The organism is Streptomyces sp. NPDC001816, assembly GCF_042892235.1.
Classification (GTDB): Bacteria; Actinomycetota; Actinomycetes; order Streptomycetales; family Streptomycetaceae; genus Streptomyces.
The window spans coordinates 592,807-613,613 of record NZ_JBIATY010000003.1 but is presented as its reverse complement, the minus strand read 5'-3'; the positions used below and the strand labels follow the sequence as shown (position 1 = coordinate 613,613).

Below are 20,807 nucleotides of genomic sequence, written 5' to 3'. Positions count from 1 at the left end.
GGACCCGTACTCCCCAAGGAGGGCCCCGGGTTCAGCCCGGCGGCCGCATCCGTTGTCGGAGGCGGACCGTACCGTTGAGGCATGGATCTTCGAGTGCCCGCGCCCGCACTGCGCGGGCTGCTGAAGGGACCGCGGCGGCTTTGGGCCGCCGCGGCCGCCGTCGTGGTGCTCGCCGGCGCCGGTACGTGGACGGCCGTCGCCTCCGACGACGCGCCGCCGGTGCACCGGAGCGACCGGGTCATGACCATGGCCGACGGGACGCGCATCGACACCTCGTACTTCACGGGCGCCGCCGCCGGCCGTCGCCCCGCCGTGCTGCTCGGCCACGGCTTCGGCGGCAGCAAGGACGACGTACGGCAGCAGGCCGAGGACCTCGCCCGCGACGGGTACGCGGTGCTGACCTGGTCCGCGCGCGGCTTCGGCCACTCCACCGGGAAGATCGGGCTGAACGACCCGAAGCACGAGGTCGCCGACGTCTCCCGGCTCATCGACTGGCTGGCGAAGCAGCCCCAGGTCCGCCTCGACAAGCCGGGCGACCCCCGCGTCGGCGTGGCGGGCGGCTCCTACGGCGGTGCGATCTCCCTGCTCGCCGCCGGACACGACCACCGCGTCGACGCCATCGCCCCGGCCATCACCTACTGGAACCTCGCCGACGCCCTGTTCCCGAACGGCGTGTTCAAGAAGCTGTGGGCCGGCATCTTCTTCAACACCGGGGGCGGCTGCGCCAGGTTCGAGCCGGAGCTGTGCCGGATGTACGACCGGGTCGCCGAGTCCGGCACCCCGGACGCGGCCGCCCGCGAGCTGCTGGAGCAGCGCTCGCCGTCCGCGGTCGCCGACCGCATCAAGGTGCCCACCCTGCTGGTGCAGGGCCAGACCGACTCCCTGTTCACCCTCGCCCAGTCCGACGCCGCCGCGCAGGCCATCAGGGCGAACGGCGCGCCGGTCGACGTCGACTGGATCGCCGGCGGACACGACGGCGGCGACCTGGAGAGCGGCCGGGTGCAGGGGCGGGTCCGGGCCTGGTTCGACCACTACCTCAAGGGCGACACGTCCGTCGGTACCGGCCCGGCCTTCCGGATCACCCGCACGGGAGGTGTCGACGCCACCGACGGCGCCGCCCAGTTGCGCGGCGCGAGCGCCAAGAGCTATCCCGGCCTGCACGACCACCGGCGGACCATCGCCCTGACCGGCCGCGCGCAGCGCTTCGCGAACCCGGCCGGCGCCAGCCCGCCCGGCGTCTCCGCCCTGCCCGGCCTCGGCGGCACCGGCGGCCTCGCCCAGCTCTCCGCGCTCGGCGTCGGCGTCTCCCTCGACTTCCCCGGCCAGTACGCGAAGTTCGACTCGGCACCCGTGACCACCGACCTCAGGATCACCGGCTCGCCGACCGTGACGGCCCACGTCACCTCCACCAGCGAGGACGCCGTCCTGTTCGGCAAGGTCTACGACGTCGGCCCCGACGGCACCCAGCAGGTGCTGCCCGCCCAGCTCGTCGCCCCCCTCCGGGTCACCGGCGCCCGCACCGGCAAGGACGTCACGATCACCCTCCCGGCGATCGACCACGACGTCCAGAAGGGCCACCGGCTGCGCCTGGTCCTCGCCTCCACCGACCTCGGCTACGCCTCACCGGCCGCCCCGGCCACGTACACCGTCTCCCTCCGGGGAGACCTGAGCGTGCCGACGGCCCCCGCCGTCACCACCGCGGCGGCCCCCCTGCCCGCCTGGGTGTGGTGGCTGCCCCTGGCCGGCGCCGCGGGCGCGCTCGCCCTGCTGTTCACCGGCCGCCGCCGTACGACAGCCCCGGCGCCCGACCCGGCACTCGCCGAAGTCCCGCTGCAGATAACGGACCTGAGCAAGCGGTACGCCAGGTCCGCCGACCGGTACGCGGTGCGCGAGCTGTCCTTCCGCGTGGAGAAGGGCCAGGTCCTCGGCCTGCTCGGGCCCAACGGTGCGGGCAAGACCACCACCCTGCGCATGCTGATGGGCCTGATCAAGCCGGACGGCGGCGAGATCCGCGTCTTCGGCCACGCCATCCGGCCCGGCGCGCCCGTGCTGTCGCGGGTCGGCGCCTTCGTCGAGGGCGCGGGCTTCCTTCCGCACCTGTCCGGCCGGGAGAACCTGGAGCTGTACTGGCGGGCCACCGGCCGCCCGCCCGAGGACGCGCACCTGGCCGAGGCCCTGGAGATCGCCGGCCTCGGCGACGCCCTCGCCCGCGCGGTGCGCACCTACTCCCAGGGCATGCGCCAGCGCCTCGCCATCGCCCAGGCCATGCTCGGCCTGCCCGACCTGCTCATCCTCGACGAGCCCACCAACGGCCTCGACCCGCCGCAGATCCGCGAGATGCGCGAGGTGATGATCCGCTACGCGGCCGCTGGCCGCACGGTGATCGTCTCCAGCCATCTCCTCGCCGAGGTCGAGCAGTCCTGCACCCACCTGGTGGTGATGGACCGCGGCCGCCTCGTCCAGGCGGGTCCGGTGGGCGAGATCGTGGGCTCCGGTGACACCCTGCTGGTCGGCACCGGAACCCCCGTCGAGGAGCCGGTCGTGGAGAAGGTGGCCGCGCTGCCCGGCGTCGCCTCCGCCGTGCGCACCGAGGACGGACTGCTGGTCCGCCTCGAACCCGGCGGCACGGCCGCGCGGCTGGTCGTGGAGCTGGTGCGCCTGGAGGTGCCCGTCGCCTCGGTCGGCCCCCACCGGCGCCTGGAAGACGCCTTCCTCACCCTGATCGGAGGTTCCGCATGAGCACGCTCGCCGAGCGCACCGAAACGGCCTCCGGCTACCGCGCGGGCCGCACCCTGCCCCTGCGCGTGGAGCTGGTCCGCCAGCTCAAGCGGCGCCGCACGCTGGTCATGGGCGGGATCCTGGCCGTCCTGCCGTTCGTGCTGCTCATCGCCTTCGCGATCGGTGGCGACCCGGCAGGGCGCAACGGCCAGGTCACCCTGATGGACACGGCCACCGCGTCCGGCGCCAACTTCGCCGCGGTCAACCTGTTCGTCTCGGCGGGCTTCCTGCTGGTGATCCCGGTCGCCCTGTTCTCCGGGGACACGGTCGCCTCCGAGGCCGGCTGGTCCTCGCTGCGGTATCTGCTGGCCGCGCCCGTGCCCCGGGCCCGGCTGCTGTGGTCCAAGCTCGTCGTGGGGCTCGGGCTGAGCCTCGCCGCGATGGTGCTGCTGCCGGTCGTGGCCCTCGCGGTCGGCACGGCCGCCTACGGCTGGGGCCCGCTGCAGATCCCCACCGGCGGTGCACTGGACTCGGGCACGGCGGCCCAGCGACTGGTGGTCGTGGTGGCGTACATCTTCGTGTCCCAACTGGTCACCGCGGGACTGGCGTTCTGGCTGTCGACCAGGACGGACGCCCCGCTCGGCGCGGTCGGCGGCGCGGTCGGCCTGACCATCGTCGGCAACGTCCTGGACGCGGTCACCGCCCTCGGCCACTGGCGCGACTTCCTGCCCGCGCACTGGCAGTTCGCCTGGGCCGACGCCGTCCAGCCGCACCCCGAGTGGTCCGGCATGATCCAGGGCACCGCGATTTCCATAACGTACGCCCTGGTGCTGTTCGCCCTGGCCTTCCGGGGTTTCGCCCGCAAGGACGTGGTGTCCTAGGTCACCGGAAGATCACCCGCCGGTCTCGACGGGCCCCCGCCGTGGCCGGTTCGAGACGCATCCGCAACCCCCTGGGGCGCACGTTCCGGCAGCCCGCGCCGTCACAGTCGGCAGAGGTCGCACAAGCCGACGTCAACCGACGCAGGGGGAACGTGAGATGGAGCGGAACCGGACACAGCGATCACGGCGGACACGCGGCACGCTGCTCGCCCTCACGGCGGCGGGCAGCCTGCTGCTGACGGCCTGCGCGGCGGGCGGCACCGGAGACCACACCAACAGTGCCGACAAACACGGCCTGCCCGCCCCCGCCCCCGGTCAGGACAACGGGAGCGACGACAAGGGCTTCGAGACGGCCCCGTCCGACGACCACCTCTCCACCTTCGCCCTCGACGTCGACACCGCCTCCTACACCTACGCCCGCCGCACCCTCGCCGACGGCCGCACCCCCGACCCGTCGACGATCCGCCCCGAGGAGTTCGTCAACAGCTTCCGCCAGGACTACCGCCGCCCCGACGGCAACGGCTTCTCCGTCACCGTCGACGGCGCCCGCACCGCCAGGCCGGACTGGTCCCTGGTCCGCGTCGGCCTCGCCACCCGGGCCGCCGAACCGGCGCAGAAGCGCCCGCCGGCCGCGCTCACCTTCGTCGTCGACGTCTCCGGCTCCATGGACGAACCCGGCCGCCTCGACCTCGCCCGGCAGTCCCTGGACACCATGACGGACCGGCTGCGCGACGACGACTCGGTGGCCGTCGTCACCTTCAGCGAACACGCCGAGACCGTCCTGCCGATGACCCGGCTCGGCGGCCACCGCGGCGAGGTCCACGACGCCGTCGACGGCCTTGAGGCCCAGTCCTCCACCAACCTCGGCGCGGGCGTCGAGACCGGCTACGCCACCGCCGTCGAGGGCCTGCGCAAGGGCGCCACCAACCGGGTCGTCCTGGTCTCCGACGCCCTCGCCAACGACGGCGAGACCAGCCCCGACGCGATCCTGCGCCGCATCGACTCCGCCCGCCACGAGCACGGCATCACCCTCTTCGGCGTCGGCGTCGGCAGCGACTACGGCGACGCCCTCATGGAACGCCTCGCCGACAAGGGCGACGGCCACACCGCCTACGTCTCCGACACCGACGGGGCCCGCAAAGTGTTCTGCGAGCAACTCCCGCAGAACATCGAGCTGACCGCCCGCGACGCCAAGGCCCAGGTCGCCTTCGACCCGCACACCGTCGCCGAGTTCCGCCTCGTCGGCTACGACGACCGCAAGGTCGCCGACGACGACTTCCGCGACGACCACGTGGACGGCGGCGAGGTCGGCCCCGGCCACACCGTGACCGCCCTGTACGCGGTGCGCACCCGGCCGGGCGCCGACGGCCACCTCGCCACCGCCACCGTCCGCTGGCTCGACCCCACCACCCGGGCCCCGCACGAGGAGACCGGCGCCCTGGAGACCGGAGCCCTCAAGGACTCCGTCTGGGAGGCGAGCCCCCGCTTCCAGGTCACGGCGGTCGCCGCCTACTTCGCCGACGCCCTGCGCGCCGGCGGCACCGACCACGGCCCCACCCTCCCCGGCGCCCCCAGCCTCACCCGCCTCGCCGCCCGGGCGGCCACGCTGGCCGACGTCACCGAGGACCGGGACGTCCAGGCGCTCGCCGACACGATCCGGGAGGCGCACGACACGGACACCCGGGACTGAGACACCGCACGTCCCATTGACCGCTCCTTACTTCGGAGTAAGTTGCCGTCCCGGCAGCCACGTTCCTCGCCACCACCGGGAGCCGTCATGGGCGTACGCAGGGATCTGAAGCGGGCACGGCGGCGCACCGACCTGGCGGCCCGTGGCTCGGTCGAGATCGTGAGAGACGCGATGGGCGCCGTGCGCGAGGTGCGGGCGGCGCCCCTGGCAGCGCCGCTCGCCGCCGGCTCCCTGGCCGACCTCCCGTTCACGCACGCGGCCGAGACCCCGGACGCGGTGCTGCTGCGCCGCCGTACCGAAGGCGCCTGGTGCCCGGTCACGGCAGCCGCCTTCGCCGCCGAAGTCACCGCCGTCGCCAAGGGGTTGATCGCCGCCGGACTCGAACCCGGCGGCCGGGTCGCCGTGATGTCCCGCACCCGCTACGAGTGGACCGTCCTGGACTTCGCGATCTGGGCGGCCGGCGGCCAGTCCGTGCCCGTCTACCCGACCTCCTCCGCAGAGCAGGTGGAGTGGATTGTCCGCGACTCCGGCGCCCGCTACGTCGTCACCGAGACCGCCGAGCACACGGCTGTGGTGACCGCCGGCACTGCCGGCCACTCCCGGCTGCCGCGCGTATGGCAGATCGAGGCAAGTGCCCTGAGCGGGGCGACGCCCCGAAGGGGCGCGGGGCGCCATCGACATGCGGCTCCGCCGCGGGGCGCGACCGGCCACGACGGCACTGCAGACGATCGACGGCCCTTCGCGGCGCTGCCGGCGGAGCGCCTCGCCGACCTCACCGCCCTCGGCCGCGATCTGGCCGACGACGAGCTCGCCAAGCGGCGCGCCGCCCTGACCCCCGACACCATCGCCACCCTCTGCTACACCTCCGGCACCACCGGGCAGCCCAAGGGGTGCGTCCTCACCCACGCCAACCTGCACGCCGAGGCCGCCAACACCCTCGAACTGCTGCACCCGGTCTTCCGGGCCGTCACCGGCCGGACGGCCTCCACCCTGCTCTTCCTGCCGCTCGCCCACATCCTCGGCCGCACCCTGCAACTCGCCTGCCTGATGGGCCGGATCGAGATCGGCCACTTCCCGAGCGTCAAGCCGGACGAACTCCGGCCCGCGCTCAAGGAGTTCCGGCCCACCTTCCTGGTCGGGGTGCCGTACCTCTTCGAGAAGATCCACGACACCGGGCGCGCCACCGCCGAGAAGATCGGCCGCGGCGCCTCCTTCGACCGCGCCGAACGGATCGCCGTGCGCTTCGGTGAGGCGTACCTGAGGAAGTTCCTCGGCACAGGCAAGGGCCCGGGGCCCGGCCTGTACGCCGCCTGGGCCCTGTACGACCTGCTGGTCTACCGGCGCATCCGCAAGGAGCTGGGCGGCCGTATGCGGTACGCCATCAGCGGCGGCTCCCCGCTGGACCGCAACCTCAACCTGTTCTTCCACGCGGCCGGGATCGTCGTCTACGAGGGCTACGGCCTGACCGAGACCAGCGCGGCCGCCACCATCGTGCCCCCGCTCGGCCCCCGCCCCGGCACGGTCGGCCTGCCGGTCCCCGGTGTGTCCGTGCGCATCGCCGACGACGGGGAGGTGCTGATCAAGGGCGGGGTGGTCTTCGGGTCGTACTGGAACGACCCGGCGGCCACCGGCGCCGTCCTCGCCGACGACTGGTTCGCCACCGGCGACCTCGGCTCCCTGGACGAGGACGGCTACCTCACCATCACCGGCCGCAAGAAGGACATCCTCGTCACCTCCGGCGGCAAGAACGTCTCCCCGGCCGTCCTGGAGGACCGGCTGCGCAGCCGCTCGCCGGTCGGCCAGTGCGTGGTCGTCGGGGACAACCGGCCCTTCGTGGCGGCCCTGATCACCCTCGACCCCGAGGCGGTCGCGCACTGGCTGGCGGTACGCAGGCTGCCCCCGGACACCCCGCTGACCGAGCTGGTCCGTGACGAGCGGCTGCGGGCCGAGGTGCAGAAGGCGGTCGACTACGCCAACGAGGCCGTCTCGCGCGCCGAGTCGATCCGCACCTTCGCGCTGGTCGAGGGAGAGTTCACCGAGGACAACGGGCTGCTGACGCCGTCCCTGAAGGTGCGGCGGCACGCCGTGACGGCGGTCTACGCCGAGCGGATCGAGGAGCTGTACCGGAGGTAGCGCACGCGAGCGGCGGGCCACCGGGGGAACCGGTGACCCGCCGCTCGGGGGAGTCTGCTCAGCTGTTGGACTGGCCGTTCGCCGACAGGGCCGAGATGTCGTCCAGGATGTGCGAGGCCGGCTCGTCGCCCTTGGCCTGGGTCGAGTTCTCCGCGCACTGCTGGTTCTGCGGCGCGGACAGGACCGGGATGTCCTGGACGCCGACGTTCGCGATGAGCGCGGCCACCGACTGGACGTTGACCTTCGCCGGCAGGCCGACACAGGGCTTGTTCACCGAGCCCTGGACCAGCGACAGCTGCGGGCTCATGTCGCCGAGCGTGGCGGAGTTGCCGAACGAGGACTGGGCCTGGTTGCCGCTCTGGGCCGTGGTGCCGTGGTCGTTGCCGGTGGCAAGGGCCTGGGGGGCGGCCGCACCCGCGAGACCGGCGACGGAGGCGGCGACGGCCGCGGTTGCCCACAGCTTCTTCATGTTCGTTCCCTTCGAAAGGCGGACTCCGGGGAGGAGCTGCGTGATCGTCAACGGCCCCCGCCGCGCCGGAGTTGCGGGCTTTGCCTCGATCGGAGGAGCGCAGTCCGATGAGGTGGCAAACGCCCTGGCCTTGGTGCATCCGGGTGGGCCGGAACAGGCCGACGGGCCGCCGAGAAGTCGGCGGCCCGTCGGGGAGGGCCCGTGCAGGGCCGGGGCGATCTCCGGATCAGCTGTTGCTGGTGCCGTTGGCGGACAGCGCGGAGATGTCGTCCAGGATGTGCGAGAGCGGCTCGTCACCCTTGGCCTGGGTGGAGTTCTCGACACACTGCTGGTTCTGCGGCGCGGACAGGACCGGGATGTCCTGCACGCCGACGTTGACCAGCGCCAGAATGGACTGGGCGTTGACCTTGGCCGGCAGCCCGATGCAGGGCTTGTTGAACGAGCCCTGGATGAGCGCCAGCTGGGGGCTCAGGTCCCCGCTCGTGCTGGAGTTGCCGAACGACTGAACGGCGTCGTTGCCGCTGAGGGCGGTGGTGCCCGTGTCGTTGCCGGTGGCGAGGGCCGGCGACGCGGCGGTGGCGGAGAAGCCGACGACGGAGGCGGCGACCGCGGCGGAGGCCAGAACCTTCTTGATCACTTGCAATTCCCTTCTGGAGAAACCCCGTCCATCGGAGCGTCCTGGTCAACTGCCCATCAGGCGATGGGTTGCTGTCCTTCACTCTGATGGCCTACGCGGGGGCCGTGACGCATGCGCGAGGGGCGAACGGCAGGGGAATTCCACGGAATCCACGGAGTCGAACGATCCGATCGGGTGATGCCCCGCTGATGCCCCGCAACCTATCGGTTCGGGCGTGGTTGATGCCGGGCAGGAACGTGCGTCTTGGCGAGCAGTGAGGAAAGGAAAGCGAAATGCTGAAGAAGGCAATGGCCGCGGCGGCGGTCGCCGCGTCCGTGATCGGCGTGTCGGCGGCGGTGGCCCCCCAGGCGCTTGCCATCGGCAACGACACGGGCACCACGGCTCAGAGCGGCAACCAGGCCCAGGAGGCGTTCGGCAACTCCACCACGGCCGGGAACATGAGCCCGCAGCTGTCGCTGGTCCAGAGCTCGCTCAACAAGCTGTGCGTCGGCCTGCCGGCGAAGGCCAACGCCCAGTCCATCCTCGCCGCCGTCAACGTCGGCGTGCAGGACATCCCGGTCCTGTCCGCGCCGCAGAACCAGCAGTGTGTCGAGAACTCGACCCAGGCCAAGGGTGACGAGCCGCTGTCGCACATCGCGGACGACATCGCCGTCCTGGCGGGCAACGGCACCGGCAACGGCTGACCCGCTCCGGTCCGAAGGCCGCTCGGGTGGCGCGCGGAGTTCCCCGCCGCTGCCCGGGCGGCTTTCGCTGTCTTTCCCGGCCCTTCTCGAAGAAGCGTTTCTCCACGCATACGCCAACTTGTCAATTCTCTGAAGGCGTTCGAGTGAATTCCAGGACGACGCGCGTTCCGCAGTTTCTTCGGCTGTCTATCCCTCGTTTTACAACCTGCCGGTCATGGTGCGAGCCGTTCAAGCTGTGCTCGCTCGGTTTCGGCCGTCATAGGGGCATGACCGCAGAGAAGGGAAAGTTCATGAAGAAGAGCGCTGCCGTCGTCGCCGGCGCCATCCTGGCCCTGGGCGGGGCGGCTCCCGCGTTCGCCGACGCCGGGGCAACCGGCGAGGCGTCCAACTCCCCCGGCGTGCTGTCCGGCAACGTGGTCCAGGTCCCGGTCCACGTGCCGCTCAACGTCTGCGGCAACACGGTGGACATCATCGCGCTGCTGAACCCGGCGTTCGGCAACACCTGCGCCAACGGCTGACGCACGTAACGCAACGAACCAGCCCACCGGCTGTGTCCTGGCCGGCCTCGGACCGTCGATCCTTCGATCTCTTCGTCCCGAGGCCGGCCTTCCCACTTCTTCGAGCAGGAAGACAACGAGATTGCGACAGACCCTCAGCAAGGGCATGGTCGTGGCCGCCGCCGCGACAGGGATGGTGTCCTTGTGCGGCAGCCACGCGTTCGCCGACACGGGCGCGCAGGGCGCCGCCCAGGGCTCGCCCGGCGTGCTGTCCGGCAACACTGTCCAGGTCCCGGTGGACGTCCCGGTCAACGTCTGCGGCAACTCCGTGGATGCTGCTGGTGCGTTGAACCCGGCGTTCGGCAACTCCTGTGCCAACACGCACGGTTCGACGAGCGGTGGCAGCGACGAGGCCGCGTCCTCGCGCAGCGGCGGCAGCCACACGATTCCGTCTCCGCGTGGTGGCAGCCACACCACTGTGCCTCCCTATGGCGGCGAGGTTCACAGGACTCTGCCCGCGTACGGCGGCGGTGAACACTCGACTGCGCCCCTCTACGGCGGCGGCGACCAGCAGCCGGGGCAGCCGCCCGGCCTGGCGCACACCGGTGGTGACACAGGGGCCATGCTGGCGACCTCGGCCGCCGGTGCCGCGCTGCTCGCGGCAGGGGCGGTTCTGTACCGACGCAGCCGGACGGCCGCCGGTCGGTAGCGCGCGGGGTGCCGGACCCCAGTGCCCGGCACCCCGCGTTCCTGCCACACGCAGGCGCCCTCCGCAGTGGCGCCGTCCCGCATCCTTCAGTGCCGTACCGTCTCCGGCATCTCGCCACGCCGTGCGGCCGGGATCCGCCGACCCCGCGCGCAGTCGGCGTCGGCCCCGCGCACCAGCGTGCCCGCCGTGAAGGTCGCGCCGTGTACGAAGCGCATCGCCGGGCCGAAGCCCGGGGCCGTGACCAGACCGGCCAGGAACAGGCCGGCGGGGTACGACGACTCGAAGTCCATCCCCACCGCCGGGGCGCTGTCGGCCGCCGTCGCCGGCAGCGCGCGCAGCTCGGGGGAGAGCGGTCGCGGCCGGTCGCGGCCGGCCCGGAACCCGGTCGCCGCGATGACGTGCCCGGTCTCCAGCGTCCGCGCCCCGCCCCGCCGGGCCACCGTCTCCAGGCGCAGCCCGCCCTGCACCTCACGTGCGGCCGCCACCTCCTGGCCGAGCAGCACCTCCTCCCGGCTCTCCACCCGCTCCCGCACCCACCAGGCCCCGGCCGGACCGGACGCACTGGCCGCGATCCAGGGACGGGGATCACCCCAATGGCGGCACAACTCCGAGGGGCGCTGTGCGTTGACACAGCGCCGGGCATCCCGCCCGGATGTTTGTGTCGATTCCAAGGAGCATCTCTCCATGTCGCGTATCGCGAAGGGTCTGGTCCTGACCTCCGCCGCCATCGCGGCCGTCGCCGGCGGTGCCGGTGTGGCTGCCGCCGACTCCGGCGCGCTCGGCTCCGCCGCCAACTCGCCGGGCGTGGCGTCGGGCAACGTCGTCCAGGTCCCGGTCCACGTGCCGGTCAACGCCTGCGGCAACACCGTCAACGTCGTCGGTCTGCTGAACCCGGCGTTCGGCAACACCTGCGCCAACGGCTGACGTCGGGACGCAACCCTTGGGCCGGCCGCCCGCCCGCGCATCGTCCGCGGGTCGGCGGCCGGTTCTGGTCCCCCCCCGGATGGTTCACTCCGGGTGGGCGAGCGATTGCGGAACGTCATGGCTGGTTCAACGGTGGGCTCATACCCCTGCCCCCACCGAAAGGAACCCCATGCGTGTGCTGCCCGTGCGGCGTCTCGCGTCCACCACCCTCTGCGCCGCCCTCCTGGTCGGCATCGCCGGCCCCGCCGCCGTCGCCGCCGACTCGGCCCGGGAGCGCACCCACGCCGGCTCCCACTCGGCGGTCCCCGGCGCCGATGCGCTGCTCTCCCAGGTCAGGTCCCTGCGCAATGTCGACCCGCGCTCAACCCGGTCGTCGACCTGCTCGACCAGTCCCTTCAGAGGGGCCGACTGACCCCCGACCAGGCCCGGAAGCTCGGCGACGCGGCCAAGGAAGCCATCGCCAAGGCCGCCGCGACAGCACCGACGACGCCGGCGACGCCGACCGCGCCGGCCAAACCCACCGATCCGGCTTCGCCGACCACTCCGGCGACACCCACGGCCCCGGCGACTCCCACGGCCCCGGCGACACCCACCGCTCCGGCCACACCGAATACGGATGCCTCGCCGAGTACGTCCGCCTCGCCGAGTACGTCCGCCTCGCCGAGTATGTCGGCCTCGCCGAGTACGTCGGCTTCCCCGAGCGAGTCCGCGAAGCCGACCGTGCCCGCCACCCCGTCCCTGCCGCCCAGCCCGAGCGTGGGCGCGCCGACCGTGCCCGCCGAGCCGAGCAAGCCCGCCGTCCCGGCCGCGCCCCTGCTGACCACGTTCGCCAAGAGTGACGTCAAGGCCACCCAGGCCCGCGACCTCACCGACGACCTGCAGAACGCGATCGACGCGCTGATCCAGGCCGTCACCTCCAACCTCGACGGGCTGCCGGACGCCGTCACCGGAGCTGTGAGCGACCTGGTCGACCTGATCACCTCGATCCTCGACGGCCTGCCGCTGCCCAGCCTGCCGACGGCCCCGCCGACGCCCACGGGCTGATCCTCGCGACCCCCGCTGTCGGCCGTCGTGCCCGTCGTCACCGTCGGGCACGACGGCCGAGCGCTGTTCACGGGCGGGAGAGGGGGATCTCATATGTCTTCTCGGCGCGGGGTTTCCGGCCCGGAGGGAAGTCGTTAGGCACGGCGTCAGAACTCCCTGGGGTGACCTGAGTTGTCGAAGAAAGGAACAGGATGAAGTCCCTGAAGGCTGCCGCTGTCGTTGCCGGTTCCGTGGCCCTCGTCGGCGTCGCCGCGCCCGCGTTCGCCGCCCACAGCACCGCCGACCTCACGCCCACCAGCCTCAACGGCGCCGTGAACACACTCTCCAAGGGCGGCCTCACCCTGAACGACGTCATGCCGCTGCAGCATCAGTCGGACGCGCTCAACACCGAGAACAAGGACTCCGTGCTCAGCACGGTCAAGGGCGCCACCGGTGCCCTGAACCAGCACAACCCGCTGCTCGGCGGCCTGCCCCTGCAGAGCTGAGGTTCGAGACCCCTTCCCTCGATCGTGTGGAGCGGCCCCGGGCGCTGGGCCGTAAGGGTGAGAAGCCGCCGGGCCGCGCCACACCCCGTCGATAAGGTCGCGCGGTGACCTCAACCTCAAGTGAAGCCCGCCCCTTCCGCGCCGCCGCCCTCGGCACGCTCGTCGTCCTTCCCTGGAGCGGCGAGGCACCCGACGGCAGCGACATGCCCTACCTGCTGGCCTACTCCCTCGGGGACGCCGAGGGAGGCCCGGAGGCCACCGCCGCCGCGGTCGGGCAGCTGCTGGAGCGCAACGGACTGCCGGTCGGCGGCGACCTGGTCGACGGCACCACCAAGCCGAGCCTGCCCGTCACCCTGCTCGTCGAGGCCGGCCAGGCCGTCCTCAACATGCCGCAGCTGGTCGCCCAGGCCGACGCGCCGCCGGAGTGGCTCGCCGCCGCGGCCAAGCGCGGCTACGCCCACCTCGTCTTCACCACCCGCGCCTGGCCCGAGGGCGAGCCCGGCAAGCCCGTCGAGCCCGCCGCGCTGGCCGCCTTCGCCGGTGCGGACGAGACCCTGAAGGCCGCCGCGCACATCGTCCTGCCGGTCCGCAGCCTGCGCCGCTGATGCCCAGGGCCCTGGCCAGCGGCAGGGGGTTCGGGCTGCTGCTGGTGATCACCGGGGCGGCCGGACTGCTCGCCTCCTGGGTCATCACCCTCGACAAGTTCAAGCTGCTGGAGAACCCGAACTTCGTCCCCGGGTGCAGTCTGAACCCGGTGGTGTCCTGCGGCAGCGTGATGAAGAGCGACCAGGCCTCGGCCTTCGGGTTCCCCAACCCGATGCTGGGCCTGGTGGCCTACGGCATCGTCGTCTGCGTCGGCGTGAGCCTGCTGGCGGACGCCCTGTTCCCCGGCTGGTACTGGCTGCTGTTCGAGGCCGGATGCCTGTTCGGTGTGGGGTTCTGCACCTGGCTGCAGTTCCAGTCGCTGTACCGGATCAACGCGCTGTGCCTGTGGTGCGCTCTGGCGTGGGTCGCCACGATCGTCATGTTCTGGTACGCCACCTCGCTCGTCGTCAGAAACGGGTTCCTGCCCGCCCCCGCATGGCTCAGGACCTTCTTCACGGAGTTCACCTGGCTGCTTCCGGTCCTGCACGTCGGTGTCGTCGGCATGCTCGTACTGACGCGATGGTGGGACTTCTGGACCAGCTGACGAATGACCAGCTGACGAATGACCAGCTGGCGAATGACGAGCTGACGAGCTGATGGATGACGAGCCGACAGTTGCTGCACCCGGGCGAAATGTGCACTGACGGCGTTTTCCGGCTCGTTACGCGGTACGGACGTCGAACCCCCGGATCCTGAAAGGGCCCGTACCCGCCATGAAGTCGACCACCCGAGGAACCCTTGCCGCATTCGTCACGGGCGTCGCGGCCGTCGTGGGGGCCGCCGGCCCCGCCGCTGCGGTCGGTGCGGTCCCCGTCCCCGTGCCGCTGGAAGGCGTCTCCGACTCCCTGAACATGGAGATGCCCAAGGCCGGTCTGGAGGTACCGCTGCTGACGCCGGGCGCCCCCGACGGGCCGCGGTACGTCACCGGCCGGCTCCTGCCCGAGCGGACGCTGCCCCAGCTGCCGGTGACCGGCGCCCTGCCCGGCGCGGACCTCAGGACACCCCTTCCGCACGTCCTCGGTGACGGCTTCGACCAGGTCGGCGTGGGCGCCCCCGCCTCCGATCTGCGCACCCTGAGCCCCGGCCTGGCACTGGACGCCCCCCTGACCCAGCCCAACCCGGACAACTTCGGCCTCCCGGACCTCAGGCTTCCCCAGGCCGGCGTCATCGCCCCGGTTCTGCAGACCGTCCCCGGCGCCGCCCTGGGCACGGGACCGAGCCAGTAGCCGGCGGTAGGTCACCGTCTCGGGCGGGTGTTAATGGGAGGCGTCGGGTGCGGCCGTCCCCCTAGCCTCCGGTCATGACCACCGACACCGACACCGACACCGATACCGATACCGACGCCGGCGCAGCCACGGCCGAGCGGGCCCGGCAGCTGATCGGGCTGCTGGCCGAAAAGAGCCGGCTGCGTGTCCTCGCCGCCGTGGCACTGGGCGCGGACAGCCCCGAGCGGATCGCCGAGGTGGCCGGACTGTCGGCGAAGGACACGGCGCTGGCGCTGCTGCGGCTGCGCGAACAGGGCGTGGTGACGGACGGTGCGCAGGGCGGACCGGCCGTCTCCTACGACCTGTTCCGCGAGCTGGCCCGGCGGGAGCGGCCGACGCCACGGGCCGGGGACGGGACGAACGCCGTCCTGGACACCTTCGTACGGGACGGGCGGCTGGTACGGCTGCCTGCCCAGTGGACCCGGAAGAAGCTGGTACTGCGGCACATCGCCGAGCGGACCTTCGAGCCGGGCGTCGAGTACCCGGAGCGGGTCGTGAACGAGCGCCTGCGCGCCTGGTGCGAGGACTCCGACGAGATCGACCATGTGACGCTCCGGCGCTATCTGGTGGACCTCCACCATCTGCACCGGAGCGAGGGGATCTACCGGCGTCCGGAGACTGATTGACGCACCGTCAAGCGGATGCCCGTACCGATCACCGGTCACCGGTCCTGCCGCCGTGTGACGGGACCTCAGGGCAGCCGTCGTACCGGAGAACCCGCGAGGTAGGCCTGGATGTCCTCCACCGCCTGGCCGTAGTACGTCGCGTAGTTGGCCCGGGACACATAGCCGAGGTGGGGCGTGGCGAGGAGGCGGGGTGCGGTGCGCATCGGATGGTCCGCGGGCAGCGGCTCGACGTCGAAGACATCGACACCGGCGCCCGCGATCCGGCCCTCGTGGAGCGCGGCCAGCAGGGCGTCCTGGTCCACGATCGCCGCGCGGGAGGTGTTGACCAGGTAGGCGTCCGGCTTCATCAGAGCCAGTTCGGCGGCGCCGACGAGGCCCCGGGTGCGGTCGCCGAGGGCCAGGTGGACGGAGACGAAGTCGCTGGTGGCCAGCAGGTCCTCCTTGGAGGCGGCGAGCTCCACGCCCACCTCCTCGGCCCGTTCCTTGGTCAGGTTCTGGCTCCAGGCAGCGACGTGCATGCCGAAGGCGAGCCCGACCTGCGCCACCCGGGCGCCGATCTTCCCGAGCCCGAGCAGCCCGAGCCGGCGGTCGTGCAGGTCGGCGCCGACGGTGGACTGCCAGGGCCCGCCGGAGCGCAGCGCCTCGCTCTCCTCGACGATCCCGCGGGCCAGGCCCAGCAGCAGCGCCCAGGTCAGCTCCACGGGAGGCGTCGACGCACTCGCCGTACCGCACACGGTGACGCCGTGCGCCTCGGCGGCGGCGTAGTCGATGACGCTGTTGCGCATCCCCGAGGCGACGAGCAGCCTCAGCCGCGGCAGACGGGCGATCAACGAGCCGGGGAACGGGACGCGTTCGCGCAGGGTGACGACGATGTCGTAGTCGGCGAGGGCCGTGGCGAGGGCGTCCTCGCCGTCGAGGTGCTCGCGCAGTGCGACGACCTCCACCTGATCCTCGATCACCGACCAGTCGGCCGACTCGGTGGCCACACCCTGGAAGTCGTCCAGTACCGCGCAGCGAAGTCGCACGTCGCCTCTCCCTTCCCCGCGGCGACTGTACCGGCAGGTCCGGAGCGGGCGCCGGGCGCCATACACCAGCCAAACGGAACGTGAACTGTTTCTTTCTGTCTGGTGTACAACTCTTCACCCTCTTCTTACGTCGAACTGGCGAACAGCGGCGTTTGCCCCACCACGCGCCTGCCATCTTTGAAGAGGAATCCTGCTGATGACGATCCGTCGGTTGTGTGGTGTCCTGCGCGTGCGCGGGGCGGCCGACCTGCTCCTCGTACTCCTGCTCGGCGCCGGCTTCGCCGCGCTGCCCGTCTTCGCGCTGCTCCCGTCCCTGTGGGGCTTCGCCGCGGCGTCGGCGGTGACGTATCTGGCGGACGAGGTGCTGCACTCCAGGGCTCCGGGCTTCGTGCGCAGGCTGGCGACGCTGCAGCTCACCCGCCCGCTGCGGTTCGCCGTCCGCACGGTGATGCTGCTCGCGCTGGCCAGCCGGATGGACGCGCCGGACGAGGTGCTGGTCGCTGCGCTCGCTGTCTTCAGCGCCCACTTCGCGATGATGATGCTGTACACGGCGGTGCATCATGCGATCCGCCGGCGCCGGGTGCTGCCGCTTGTCGTGCGCAACCTCGACATGAGCGGGCTGCCCGTCCCGAAGCAGCCGCCCGCCCTCCTCTACCGCCGCTTCCTGCGCAAGCTCCTCCACCTGGACCTGCCGGCCCACGCCGGCCTCCTCGCCGCGCTGGCCGCCGGGACCTGGGGACCTGCGTACACCGGCTTCGCGCTCACCGTCGGTGTGACCGTGGCGGGCGTCCTCGCGCTGCTGGGCCAGTACCGCAGGGTCCGCCGCATGCCCACCCGGGACGAGGTGTTCGCCGAGGTCAACCGCCAACTCGCCGGATACCGCCCCGAGGTGGCGCTGTACTTCAGCTTCGCCTCCGTCTCCCGGGACTTCATGTACCAGGTCAACATGTGGATCGAGACGCTGGAGCAGCTCGACCTGCGCCCGGTCATCATCCTTCGGGAGCGTGCCTCGTTCCGTCATCTCAGCCGCACCTGGATCCCGGTGGTCTGCGTCCCCAAGGCCGACGACCTGGCCGAACTGGAGCTGTCCGGCGTCCGGGTCGTCCTCTACCCGGGCAACGCGGGCAAGAACGTGCACATGCTGCGGGTGGCCGAGGCCAAGCACGTCTTCATCGGCCACGGCGACAGCGACAAGCTCGCCAGCAGCAACCGGGTCAGCAAGGTGTACGACGAGATCTGGGTGGCCGGCCGCGCGGGCCGCGACCGCTACCAGCGGGTCCGGCACGCCATCAGCGACAGCGCCATCGTCGAGGTGGGCCGCCCGCAACTCTCCCCGATCCGCCTGCACGCCGAGCACACACCCGGCCTGCTCCCCGTCGTCCTCTACGCGCCCACCTGGGAGGGCTGGAGCGACGACGACTGCCACACCTCGCTGATCCCGATGGGCGTTCCCCTGATCGAGCAGCTCCTCGCGCAGAACGTCCGGGTCATCTACAAGCCGCACCCGCTCACCGGCAAGCGCTCCGCCGAGGCGGCCGCGGCCGACAAGGCGATCCGCGAGCTGCTGCGGGCCGACAACGAGCAGCGTGGCGCGGCGGAGGCGGAGGCCGCGGTCGCCGCGGCGAAGCCCCGGCTGCAGGAGATACAGGCCCGCCTCGACGAGCTGGCCGGCCGGCTCGGCGGCGACGACGCCGAGCAGCTGCGCGAGGCCCGGGTGCCCGACCGCGCGGGGGCGGCCGAGTGGCAGGAGCTGCGCGCCGAGTGGCACCGGATCTTCTGGGAGAGCCGGGGTCCGGTCCGCCACAACGTGATCCTCAAGCAACTGCCCGCCCTCTACGAGTGCTTCAACCAGGCGGACATCCTCATCAGCGACGTGTCGTCGGTCGTCGCCGACTTCGTGGCCGGCCTCAAGCCGTACGTCCTCACCAACGCCCGCGACCTGCCCGACGACGAGTTCCGGGCCGCCTACACCACCGCCGGCGGCGCCTACCTCCTCGACCGCGAGTGCACCCGCCTTCCGGAGATCCTGAACGCGGTCCGGGCGCCGTACACCGACCCGATGACCCTCGACCGCCGCACCCTCAAGGAGTACGTCCTCGGCCCGGACCACCCCACTTCCATGGAGCGCTTCAACGCGGCGGCGAATGCATTGGCGGCGCGGGCGGCGGCGGAACGCGCGGAAGGGGACGAGGGGGACGAGGGGGACGCGGGGGGCGCAGGGGGCGCGGGACTGGCGGCCTGAGCGGGGGAGGGGGCCGAGCGGTATCTGAAGCTGTGGCGGCCTGAGCGGGGGAGGGAGGAGGGCCGAGCCGTGTCCGGGGTTGGCTGCGTCAGTCGAGGTCGCCCGGAAACAGCCAGTCCAGGTAGGTGTCCAGCGCGGCCTCCAGATCGGCCCGGGTGAAGGTCCCCGGGGCGCTGACCGCGTCGAACACGAGGCCGTCGGTGACGGCCAGCAGCAGCCGCGCCTCGACCTCCGGGTCGGGCCGCGGCCCCCGGCGCGGGGCGGGCACCGTGCTCAGCACCTGCCGCAGCTCGGCATGGATCGCGGCCAGCGTCTCCCGCTGTACGACCGCGAGCACGGGCGAGGTGGCGGCGCGGACGGCGAAGGCGACGTACACACGGCACTCCGCGAGCCGCGCCTCGTCGAGCGGCAGCAGTTCACGCAGGGCCGCCGCCAGCGCCGCACGCGGTCCGGTGCGCGCGTCGAGGCCGAGCTGTGGGTCCGCTTCCGCGAGGGCCTGCGCTTCACCTGGCACCGCGGAACCGCCCACGTCCTGCCCGAAGACGACCCCTACGCCCGCCGGCGCCGCCTCGGCCGCCGGCACCCGCTGCGGGCGCTCAACGCGGTGGTGGTGCGGGTGATGGGGACGGAGCTGGTGACGGTGCGGGTGGATCTCGGGCCATGCACCGGCAGGAACGTGCCGTTCACGGCGCGATAGCCTGGCGATCATGGGGGACTGGGAGATGCGGCCGGCGTCGATGGCGGACGTCGAGCCGATGGCCGAGCTGCGGGCCGTGGTGATGCGGGCGGATCTGGAGCGGCTCGGGCGCTACGACGAGCGGCGGGTGCGGCAGCGGCTGCGGGACGGGTTCGCACCGGCGCACACCTGGGTGATCGAGGCGGGCGGCGCGTTCGCCGGCTGCGTCGCGCTGCGCCCGGCCGAGGACGCCCACTGGCTGGAACACTTCTACCTGGCCCCGCACTTGCAGGGCAGCGGCATCGGCGGGGCCGTACTGCGCGAGCTGCTGAAGTGGTGCGACCGTGACGGCACCCCGGTCCGGCTGCAGGTGCTGCAGGGCAGCCCGGCCCGGCGGCTGTACGAGCGGCACGGCTTCACCCTCGAGACCGAGGACCCGATCGACGTGTTCATGCTCCGCAAGCCGGCCTCGGCCGCGCCCTGACCTTCGGTGCTGTCTCCCGATATTCGCGAGAGATCGGCAGGGGCCCGGGGATAACCTCCCGCGGTGACCTCACCCGACCGCCCCCTCGTGGCCCCCGATTTCGCCGTACCGCACCCGCCTGCCACCGACCGCTTCCGCCTGGAGCCCCTCGGCCCTCAGCACAATGCTGCCGATCACGCCGCCTGGACCTCCAGCATCGCCTACATTCGGGCCAACCCCGACTTCACCGGCCGCTCCTGGCCGCCTCCAGGGGGCATGCCCCTGGAGGCCAACCTCGACGACCTGCGCCGGCACGCGCAGGACTTCGACCGGCGCGTCGGATTCACCTACACCGTCCTGTCGGTCCCTGGGGACGACGTCATCGGCTGTGTCTACATCTACGGCTCACGCCAGGACCCCGGTGTCACCGGCGTCCGCTCCTGGGTCCGGGCGGACCATGCTTCCCTCGACGCCGAGCTCTACCGCGTCGTCAGTGACTGGCTGGCCCGCGAGTGGCCCTTCGAGCGTGTGGCGTACGCGCCTCGCGTCTCTCCGAACGGCGGTGAACTCGGTCGAATGAGCCGGAAACTGAATGAGCCGGAACTGAATGAGCCGGAAACCGAGACGGCCGCCCAGGGTTCCTAGAGCTGACCTCGCCACCACGGCACGTCCAGGCTTTCGGCCGGGATGACCTTGGCTCTCGCCAGGATCTTCTCGTCGAGGGCCCGCACGACAGCGCGCAACTCACGCGCGCTCTTCTTGGGCAACGCGTGAAGCGCGGCTTCGAGATGATCCCGGAAGCTGACGCCGTAACACCCGCACTCAGGGATACCGCAGTCAGGACCTGCGAGCGGATCCACAAGGTGCCTGAGAGGCAGCTGGGCAAGGGCCTTCCAGTGCCAGAACGCTTCTTCCGTGGCTTCGGGCCAGAAGCGGGTCCGTTCCAGCCGACTGAGGTCAGCTGCGCAAGATCCCGAAAGGCGATCGATGAGCGG

The 20,807-nt window shown here is 72.1% G+C and carries 25 protein-coding genes; 18 read left to right on the top strand and 7 right to left on the bottom strand.

The window, feature by feature from the left end; all coding sequences use genetic code 11:
- Positions 1 to 81: 81 nt before the first annotated feature.
- The 4 genes from ACFYZZ_RS13830 (at position 82) to ACFYZZ_RS13815 (ending at position 7,422) form a co-directional block, all read left to right on the top strand.
- Positions 82 to 2,739: a CocE/NonD family hydrolase gene (locus tag ACFYZZ_RS13830; protein ID WP_389175024.1), complete on the top strand. Its 2,658-nt coding sequence runs from the start codon at positions 82 to 84 to the stop codon at positions 2,737 to 2,739.
- A complete protein-coding gene (locus ACFYZZ_RS13825; RefSeq protein WP_389175021.1) occupies positions 2,736 to 3,599 on the top strand; it encodes an ABC transporter permease in 864 nt (287 codons plus the stop codon). The genes ACFYZZ_RS13830 and ACFYZZ_RS13825 overlap by 4 nt, the downstream gene beginning before the upstream one ends.
- A gap of 157 nt (positions 3,600 to 3,756) precedes the next feature.
- Complete coding sequence (locus ACFYZZ_RS13820) at positions 3,757 to 5,289, top strand: von Willebrand factor type A domain-containing protein (RefSeq protein ID WP_389175018.1); 1,533 nt, start codon at positions 3,757 to 3,759, stop codon at positions 5,287 to 5,289.
- Positions 5,290 to 5,376: 87 nt separating this feature from the next.
- Positions 5,377 to 7,422, top strand: coding sequence for an AMP-dependent synthetase/ligase (locus ACFYZZ_RS13815; RefSeq protein ID WP_389175015.1), 2,046 nt, complete (start codon positions 5,377 to 5,379; stop codon positions 7,420 to 7,422).
- 58 nt (positions 7,423 to 7,480) lie between these two features.
- Here ACFYZZ_RS13815 and ACFYZZ_RS13810 read toward each other — a convergent pair whose 3' ends face one another.
- Positions 7,481 to 7,891, bottom strand: coding sequence for a rodlin (locus ACFYZZ_RS13810; protein WP_386581157.1), 411 nt, complete (start codon positions 7,889 to 7,891; stop codon positions 7,481 to 7,483).
- Between the two features lie 226 nt (positions 7,892 to 8,117).
- A complete protein-coding gene (locus ACFYZZ_RS13805; protein WP_386581159.1) occupies positions 8,118 to 8,528 on the bottom strand; it encodes a rodlin in 411 nt (136 codons plus the stop codon).
- A gap of 272 nt (positions 8,529 to 8,800) precedes the next feature.
- On the opposite strand from ACFYZZ_RS13805, the gene ACFYZZ_RS13800 reads away from it, so the two are divergent.
- The 3 genes from ACFYZZ_RS13800 to ACFYZZ_RS13790 all read left to right on the top strand — a co-directional run bounded on the left by ACFYZZ_RS13800 (position 8,801) and on the right by ACFYZZ_RS13790 (position 10,417).
- On the top strand, positions 8,801 to 9,211 hold the full coding sequence (locus tag ACFYZZ_RS13800; RefSeq protein WP_389175010.1) for a rodlin: 411 nt from the start codon (positions 8,801 to 8,803) through the stop codon (positions 9,209 to 9,211).
- A gap of 266 nt (positions 9,212 to 9,477) precedes the next feature.
- Positions 9,478 to 9,729: a chaplin gene (locus ACFYZZ_RS13795; RefSeq protein ID WP_389175008.1), complete on the top strand. Its 252-nt coding sequence runs from the start codon at positions 9,478 to 9,480 to the stop codon at positions 9,727 to 9,729.
- Between the two features lie 121 nt (positions 9,730 to 9,850).
- On the top strand, positions 9,851 to 10,417 hold the full coding sequence (locus tag ACFYZZ_RS13790; protein ID WP_389175006.1) for a chaplin: 567 nt from the start codon (positions 9,851 to 9,853) through the stop codon (positions 10,415 to 10,417).
- 86 nt (positions 10,418 to 10,503) lie between these two features.
- On the opposite strand, the gene ACFYZZ_RS13785 is transcribed toward ACFYZZ_RS13790, so the two are convergent.
- The gene (locus tag ACFYZZ_RS13785) at positions 10,504 to 10,938 is read right to left on the bottom strand and encodes a hypothetical protein (RefSeq protein WP_389175003.1); all 435 of its coding nucleotides are present in this window, start codon (positions 10,936 to 10,938) and stop codon (positions 10,504 to 10,506) included.
- Positions 10,939 to 11,101: 163 nt separating this feature from the next.
- Between ACFYZZ_RS13785 and ACFYZZ_RS13780 the strand changes: the two genes are divergently transcribed.
- Positions 11,102 to 11,341: a chaplin gene (locus ACFYZZ_RS13780; RefSeq protein ID WP_389175001.1), complete on the top strand. Its 240-nt coding sequence runs from the start codon at positions 11,102 to 11,104 to the stop codon at positions 11,339 to 11,341.
- Positions 11,342 to 11,510: 169 nt separating this feature from the next.
- Complete coding sequence (locus ACFYZZ_RS13775; RefSeq protein WP_389174998.1) at positions 11,511 to 11,753, top strand: hypothetical protein; 243 nt, start codon at positions 11,511 to 11,513, stop codon at positions 11,751 to 11,753.
- Here ACFYZZ_RS13775 and ACFYZZ_RS13770 read toward each other — a convergent pair.
- Positions 11,737 to 12,072, bottom strand: coding sequence for a hypothetical protein (locus ACFYZZ_RS13770; protein WP_389174996.1), 336 nt, complete (start codon positions 12,070 to 12,072; stop codon positions 11,737 to 11,739). The genes ACFYZZ_RS13775 and ACFYZZ_RS13770 overlap by 17 nt on opposite strands.
- Between ACFYZZ_RS13770 and ACFYZZ_RS13765 the strand changes: the two genes are divergently transcribed.
- From ACFYZZ_RS13765 to ACFYZZ_RS13740, 6 genes are all read left to right on the top strand, one after another.
- On the top strand, positions 12,062 to 12,385 hold the full coding sequence (locus ACFYZZ_RS13765) for a hypothetical protein (RefSeq protein ID WP_389174993.1): 324 nt from the start codon (positions 12,062 to 12,064) through the stop codon (positions 12,383 to 12,385). The two genes, ACFYZZ_RS13770 and ACFYZZ_RS13765, sit on opposite strands and share 11 nt — an antisense overlap.
- 191 nt (positions 12,386 to 12,576) lie before the next feature.
- Positions 12,577 to 12,870, top strand: a complete 294-nt coding sequence (locus ACFYZZ_RS13760; RefSeq protein WP_389174991.1) for a hypothetical protein — start codon at positions 12,577 to 12,579, stop codon at positions 12,868 to 12,870.
- Between the two features lie 104 nt (positions 12,871 to 12,974).
- Positions 12,975 to 13,475 (top strand): DUF5949 family protein, encoded by a 501-nt coding sequence (locus ACFYZZ_RS13755; protein ID WP_389174987.1) that lies wholly within the window; start codon positions 12,975 to 12,977, stop codon positions 13,473 to 13,475.
- Positions 13,475 to 14,059 (top strand): vitamin K epoxide reductase family protein, encoded by a 585-nt coding sequence (locus ACFYZZ_RS13750; RefSeq protein WP_389174984.1) that lies wholly within the window; start codon positions 13,475 to 13,477, stop codon positions 14,057 to 14,059. Before ACFYZZ_RS13755 ends, ACFYZZ_RS13750 begins: the two co-directional genes overlap by 1 nt.
- 169 nt (positions 14,060 to 14,228) lie before the next feature.
- The gene (locus ACFYZZ_RS13745; protein WP_389174981.1) at positions 14,229 to 14,741 is read left to right on the top strand and encodes a hypothetical protein; all 513 of its coding nucleotides are present in this window, start codon (positions 14,229 to 14,231) and stop codon (positions 14,739 to 14,741) included.
- Positions 14,742 to 14,815: 74 nt separating this feature from the next.
- Complete coding sequence (locus ACFYZZ_RS13740; RefSeq protein WP_389174978.1) at positions 14,816 to 15,406, top strand: DUF2087 domain-containing protein; 591 nt, start codon at positions 14,816 to 14,818, stop codon at positions 15,404 to 15,406.
- A gap of 65 nt (positions 15,407 to 15,471) precedes the next feature.
- Here the strand turns inward: ACFYZZ_RS13740 and ACFYZZ_RS13735 are convergent, their stop codons facing one another.
- A complete protein-coding gene (locus tag ACFYZZ_RS13735) occupies positions 15,472 to 16,431 on the bottom strand; it encodes a D-2-hydroxyacid dehydrogenase family protein (RefSeq protein WP_389174975.1) in 960 nt (319 codons plus the stop codon).
- 196 nt (positions 16,432 to 16,627) lie between these two features.
- On the opposite strand from ACFYZZ_RS13735, the gene ACFYZZ_RS13730 reads away from it, so the two are divergent.
- Positions 16,628 to 18,673: a hypothetical protein gene (locus ACFYZZ_RS13730; protein ID WP_389174973.1), complete on the top strand. Its 2,046-nt coding sequence runs from the start codon at positions 16,628 to 16,630 to the stop codon at positions 18,671 to 18,673.
- 88 nt (positions 18,674 to 18,761) lie between these two features.
- Here the strand turns inward: ACFYZZ_RS13730 and ACFYZZ_RS13725 are convergent, their stop codons facing one another.
- Positions 18,762 to 19,187 (bottom strand): TetR family transcriptional regulator C-terminal domain-containing protein, encoded by a 426-nt coding sequence (locus ACFYZZ_RS13725; RefSeq protein ID WP_389174970.1) that lies wholly within the window; start codon positions 19,185 to 19,187, stop codon positions 18,762 to 18,764.
- A gap of 193 nt (positions 19,188 to 19,380) precedes the next feature.
- Here ACFYZZ_RS13725 and ACFYZZ_RS13720 point away from each other — a divergent pair, with 193 nt between their 5' ends.
- Together ACFYZZ_RS13720 and ACFYZZ_RS13715 are read left to right on the top strand one after the other, a co-directional pair.
- Complete coding sequence (locus ACFYZZ_RS13720; protein WP_389174969.1) at positions 19,381 to 19,833, top strand: GNAT family N-acetyltransferase; 453 nt, start codon at positions 19,381 to 19,383, stop codon at positions 19,831 to 19,833.
- Between the two features lie 63 nt (positions 19,834 to 19,896).
- Positions 19,897 to 20,457, top strand: coding sequence for a GNAT family N-acetyltransferase (locus ACFYZZ_RS13715; RefSeq protein WP_389174967.1), 561 nt, complete (start codon positions 19,897 to 19,899; stop codon positions 20,455 to 20,457).
- On the opposite strand, the gene ACFYZZ_RS13710 is transcribed toward ACFYZZ_RS13715, so the two are convergent.
- On the bottom strand, positions 20,454 to 20,579 hold the full coding sequence (locus ACFYZZ_RS13710; protein ID WP_389174964.1) for a hypothetical protein: 126 nt from the start codon (positions 20,577 to 20,579) through the stop codon (positions 20,454 to 20,456). The two genes, ACFYZZ_RS13715 and ACFYZZ_RS13710, sit on opposite strands and share 4 nt — an antisense overlap.
- Positions 20,580 to 20,807: the final 228 nt, after the last annotated feature.

What these genes read in the sequence shown, in the direction of transcription:
- ACFYZZ_RS13830 (WP_389175024.1), top strand. Translation starts at nt 82, where the DNA reads ATGGATCTTCGAGTGCCCGCGCCCGCACTGCGCGGGCTGCTGAAGGGA.
- ACFYZZ_RS13825 (WP_389175021.1), top strand. Translation starts at nt 2,736, where the DNA reads ATGAGCACGCTCGCCGAGCGCACCGAAACGGCCTCCGGCTACCGCGCG.
- ACFYZZ_RS13820 (WP_389175018.1), top strand. Translation starts at nt 3,757, where the DNA reads ATGGAGCGGAACCGGACACAGCGATCACGGCGGACACGCGGCACGCTG.
- ACFYZZ_RS13815 (WP_389175015.1), top strand. Translation starts at nt 5,377, where the DNA reads ATGGGCGTACGCAGGGATCTGAAGCGGGCACGGCGGCGCACCGACCTG.
- ACFYZZ_RS13810 (WP_386581157.1), bottom strand. Translation starts at nt 7,891, where the DNA reads ATGAAGAAGCTGTGGGCAACCGCGGCCGTCGCCGCCTCCGTCGCCGGT.
- ACFYZZ_RS13800 (WP_389175010.1), top strand. Translation starts at nt 8,801, where the DNA reads ATGCTGAAGAAGGCAATGGCCGCGGCGGCGGTCGCCGCGTCCGTGATC.
- ACFYZZ_RS13795 (WP_389175008.1), top strand. Translation starts at nt 9,478, where the DNA reads ATGACCGCAGAGAAGGGAAAGTTCATGAAGAAGAGCGCTGCCGTCGTC.
- ACFYZZ_RS13780 (WP_389175001.1), top strand. Translation starts at nt 11,102, where the DNA reads ATGTCGCGTATCGCGAAGGGTCTGGTCCTGACCTCCGCCGCCATCGCG.
- ACFYZZ_RS13775 (WP_389174998.1), top strand. Translation starts at nt 11,511, where the DNA reads ATGCGTGTGCTGCCCGTGCGGCGTCTCGCGTCCACCACCCTCTGCGCC.
- ACFYZZ_RS13760 (WP_389174991.1), top strand. Translation starts at nt 12,577, where the DNA reads ATGAAGTCCCTGAAGGCTGCCGCTGTCGTTGCCGGTTCCGTGGCCCTC.
- ACFYZZ_RS13750 (WP_389174984.1), top strand. Translation starts at nt 13,475, where the DNA reads ATGCCCAGGGCCCTGGCCAGCGGCAGGGGGTTCGGGCTGCTGCTGGTG.
- ACFYZZ_RS13745 (WP_389174981.1), top strand. Translation starts at nt 14,229, where the DNA reads ATGAAGTCGACCACCCGAGGAACCCTTGCCGCATTCGTCACGGGCGTC.
- ACFYZZ_RS13740 (WP_389174978.1), top strand. Translation starts at nt 14,816, where the DNA reads ATGACCACCGACACCGACACCGACACCGATACCGATACCGACGCCGGC.
- ACFYZZ_RS13730 (WP_389174973.1), top strand. Translation starts at nt 16,628, where the DNA reads ATGACGATCCGTCGGTTGTGTGGTGTCCTGCGCGTGCGCGGGGCGGCC.
- ACFYZZ_RS13720 (WP_389174969.1), top strand. Translation starts at nt 19,381, where the DNA reads ATGGGGGACTGGGAGATGCGGCCGGCGTCGATGGCGGACGTCGAGCCG.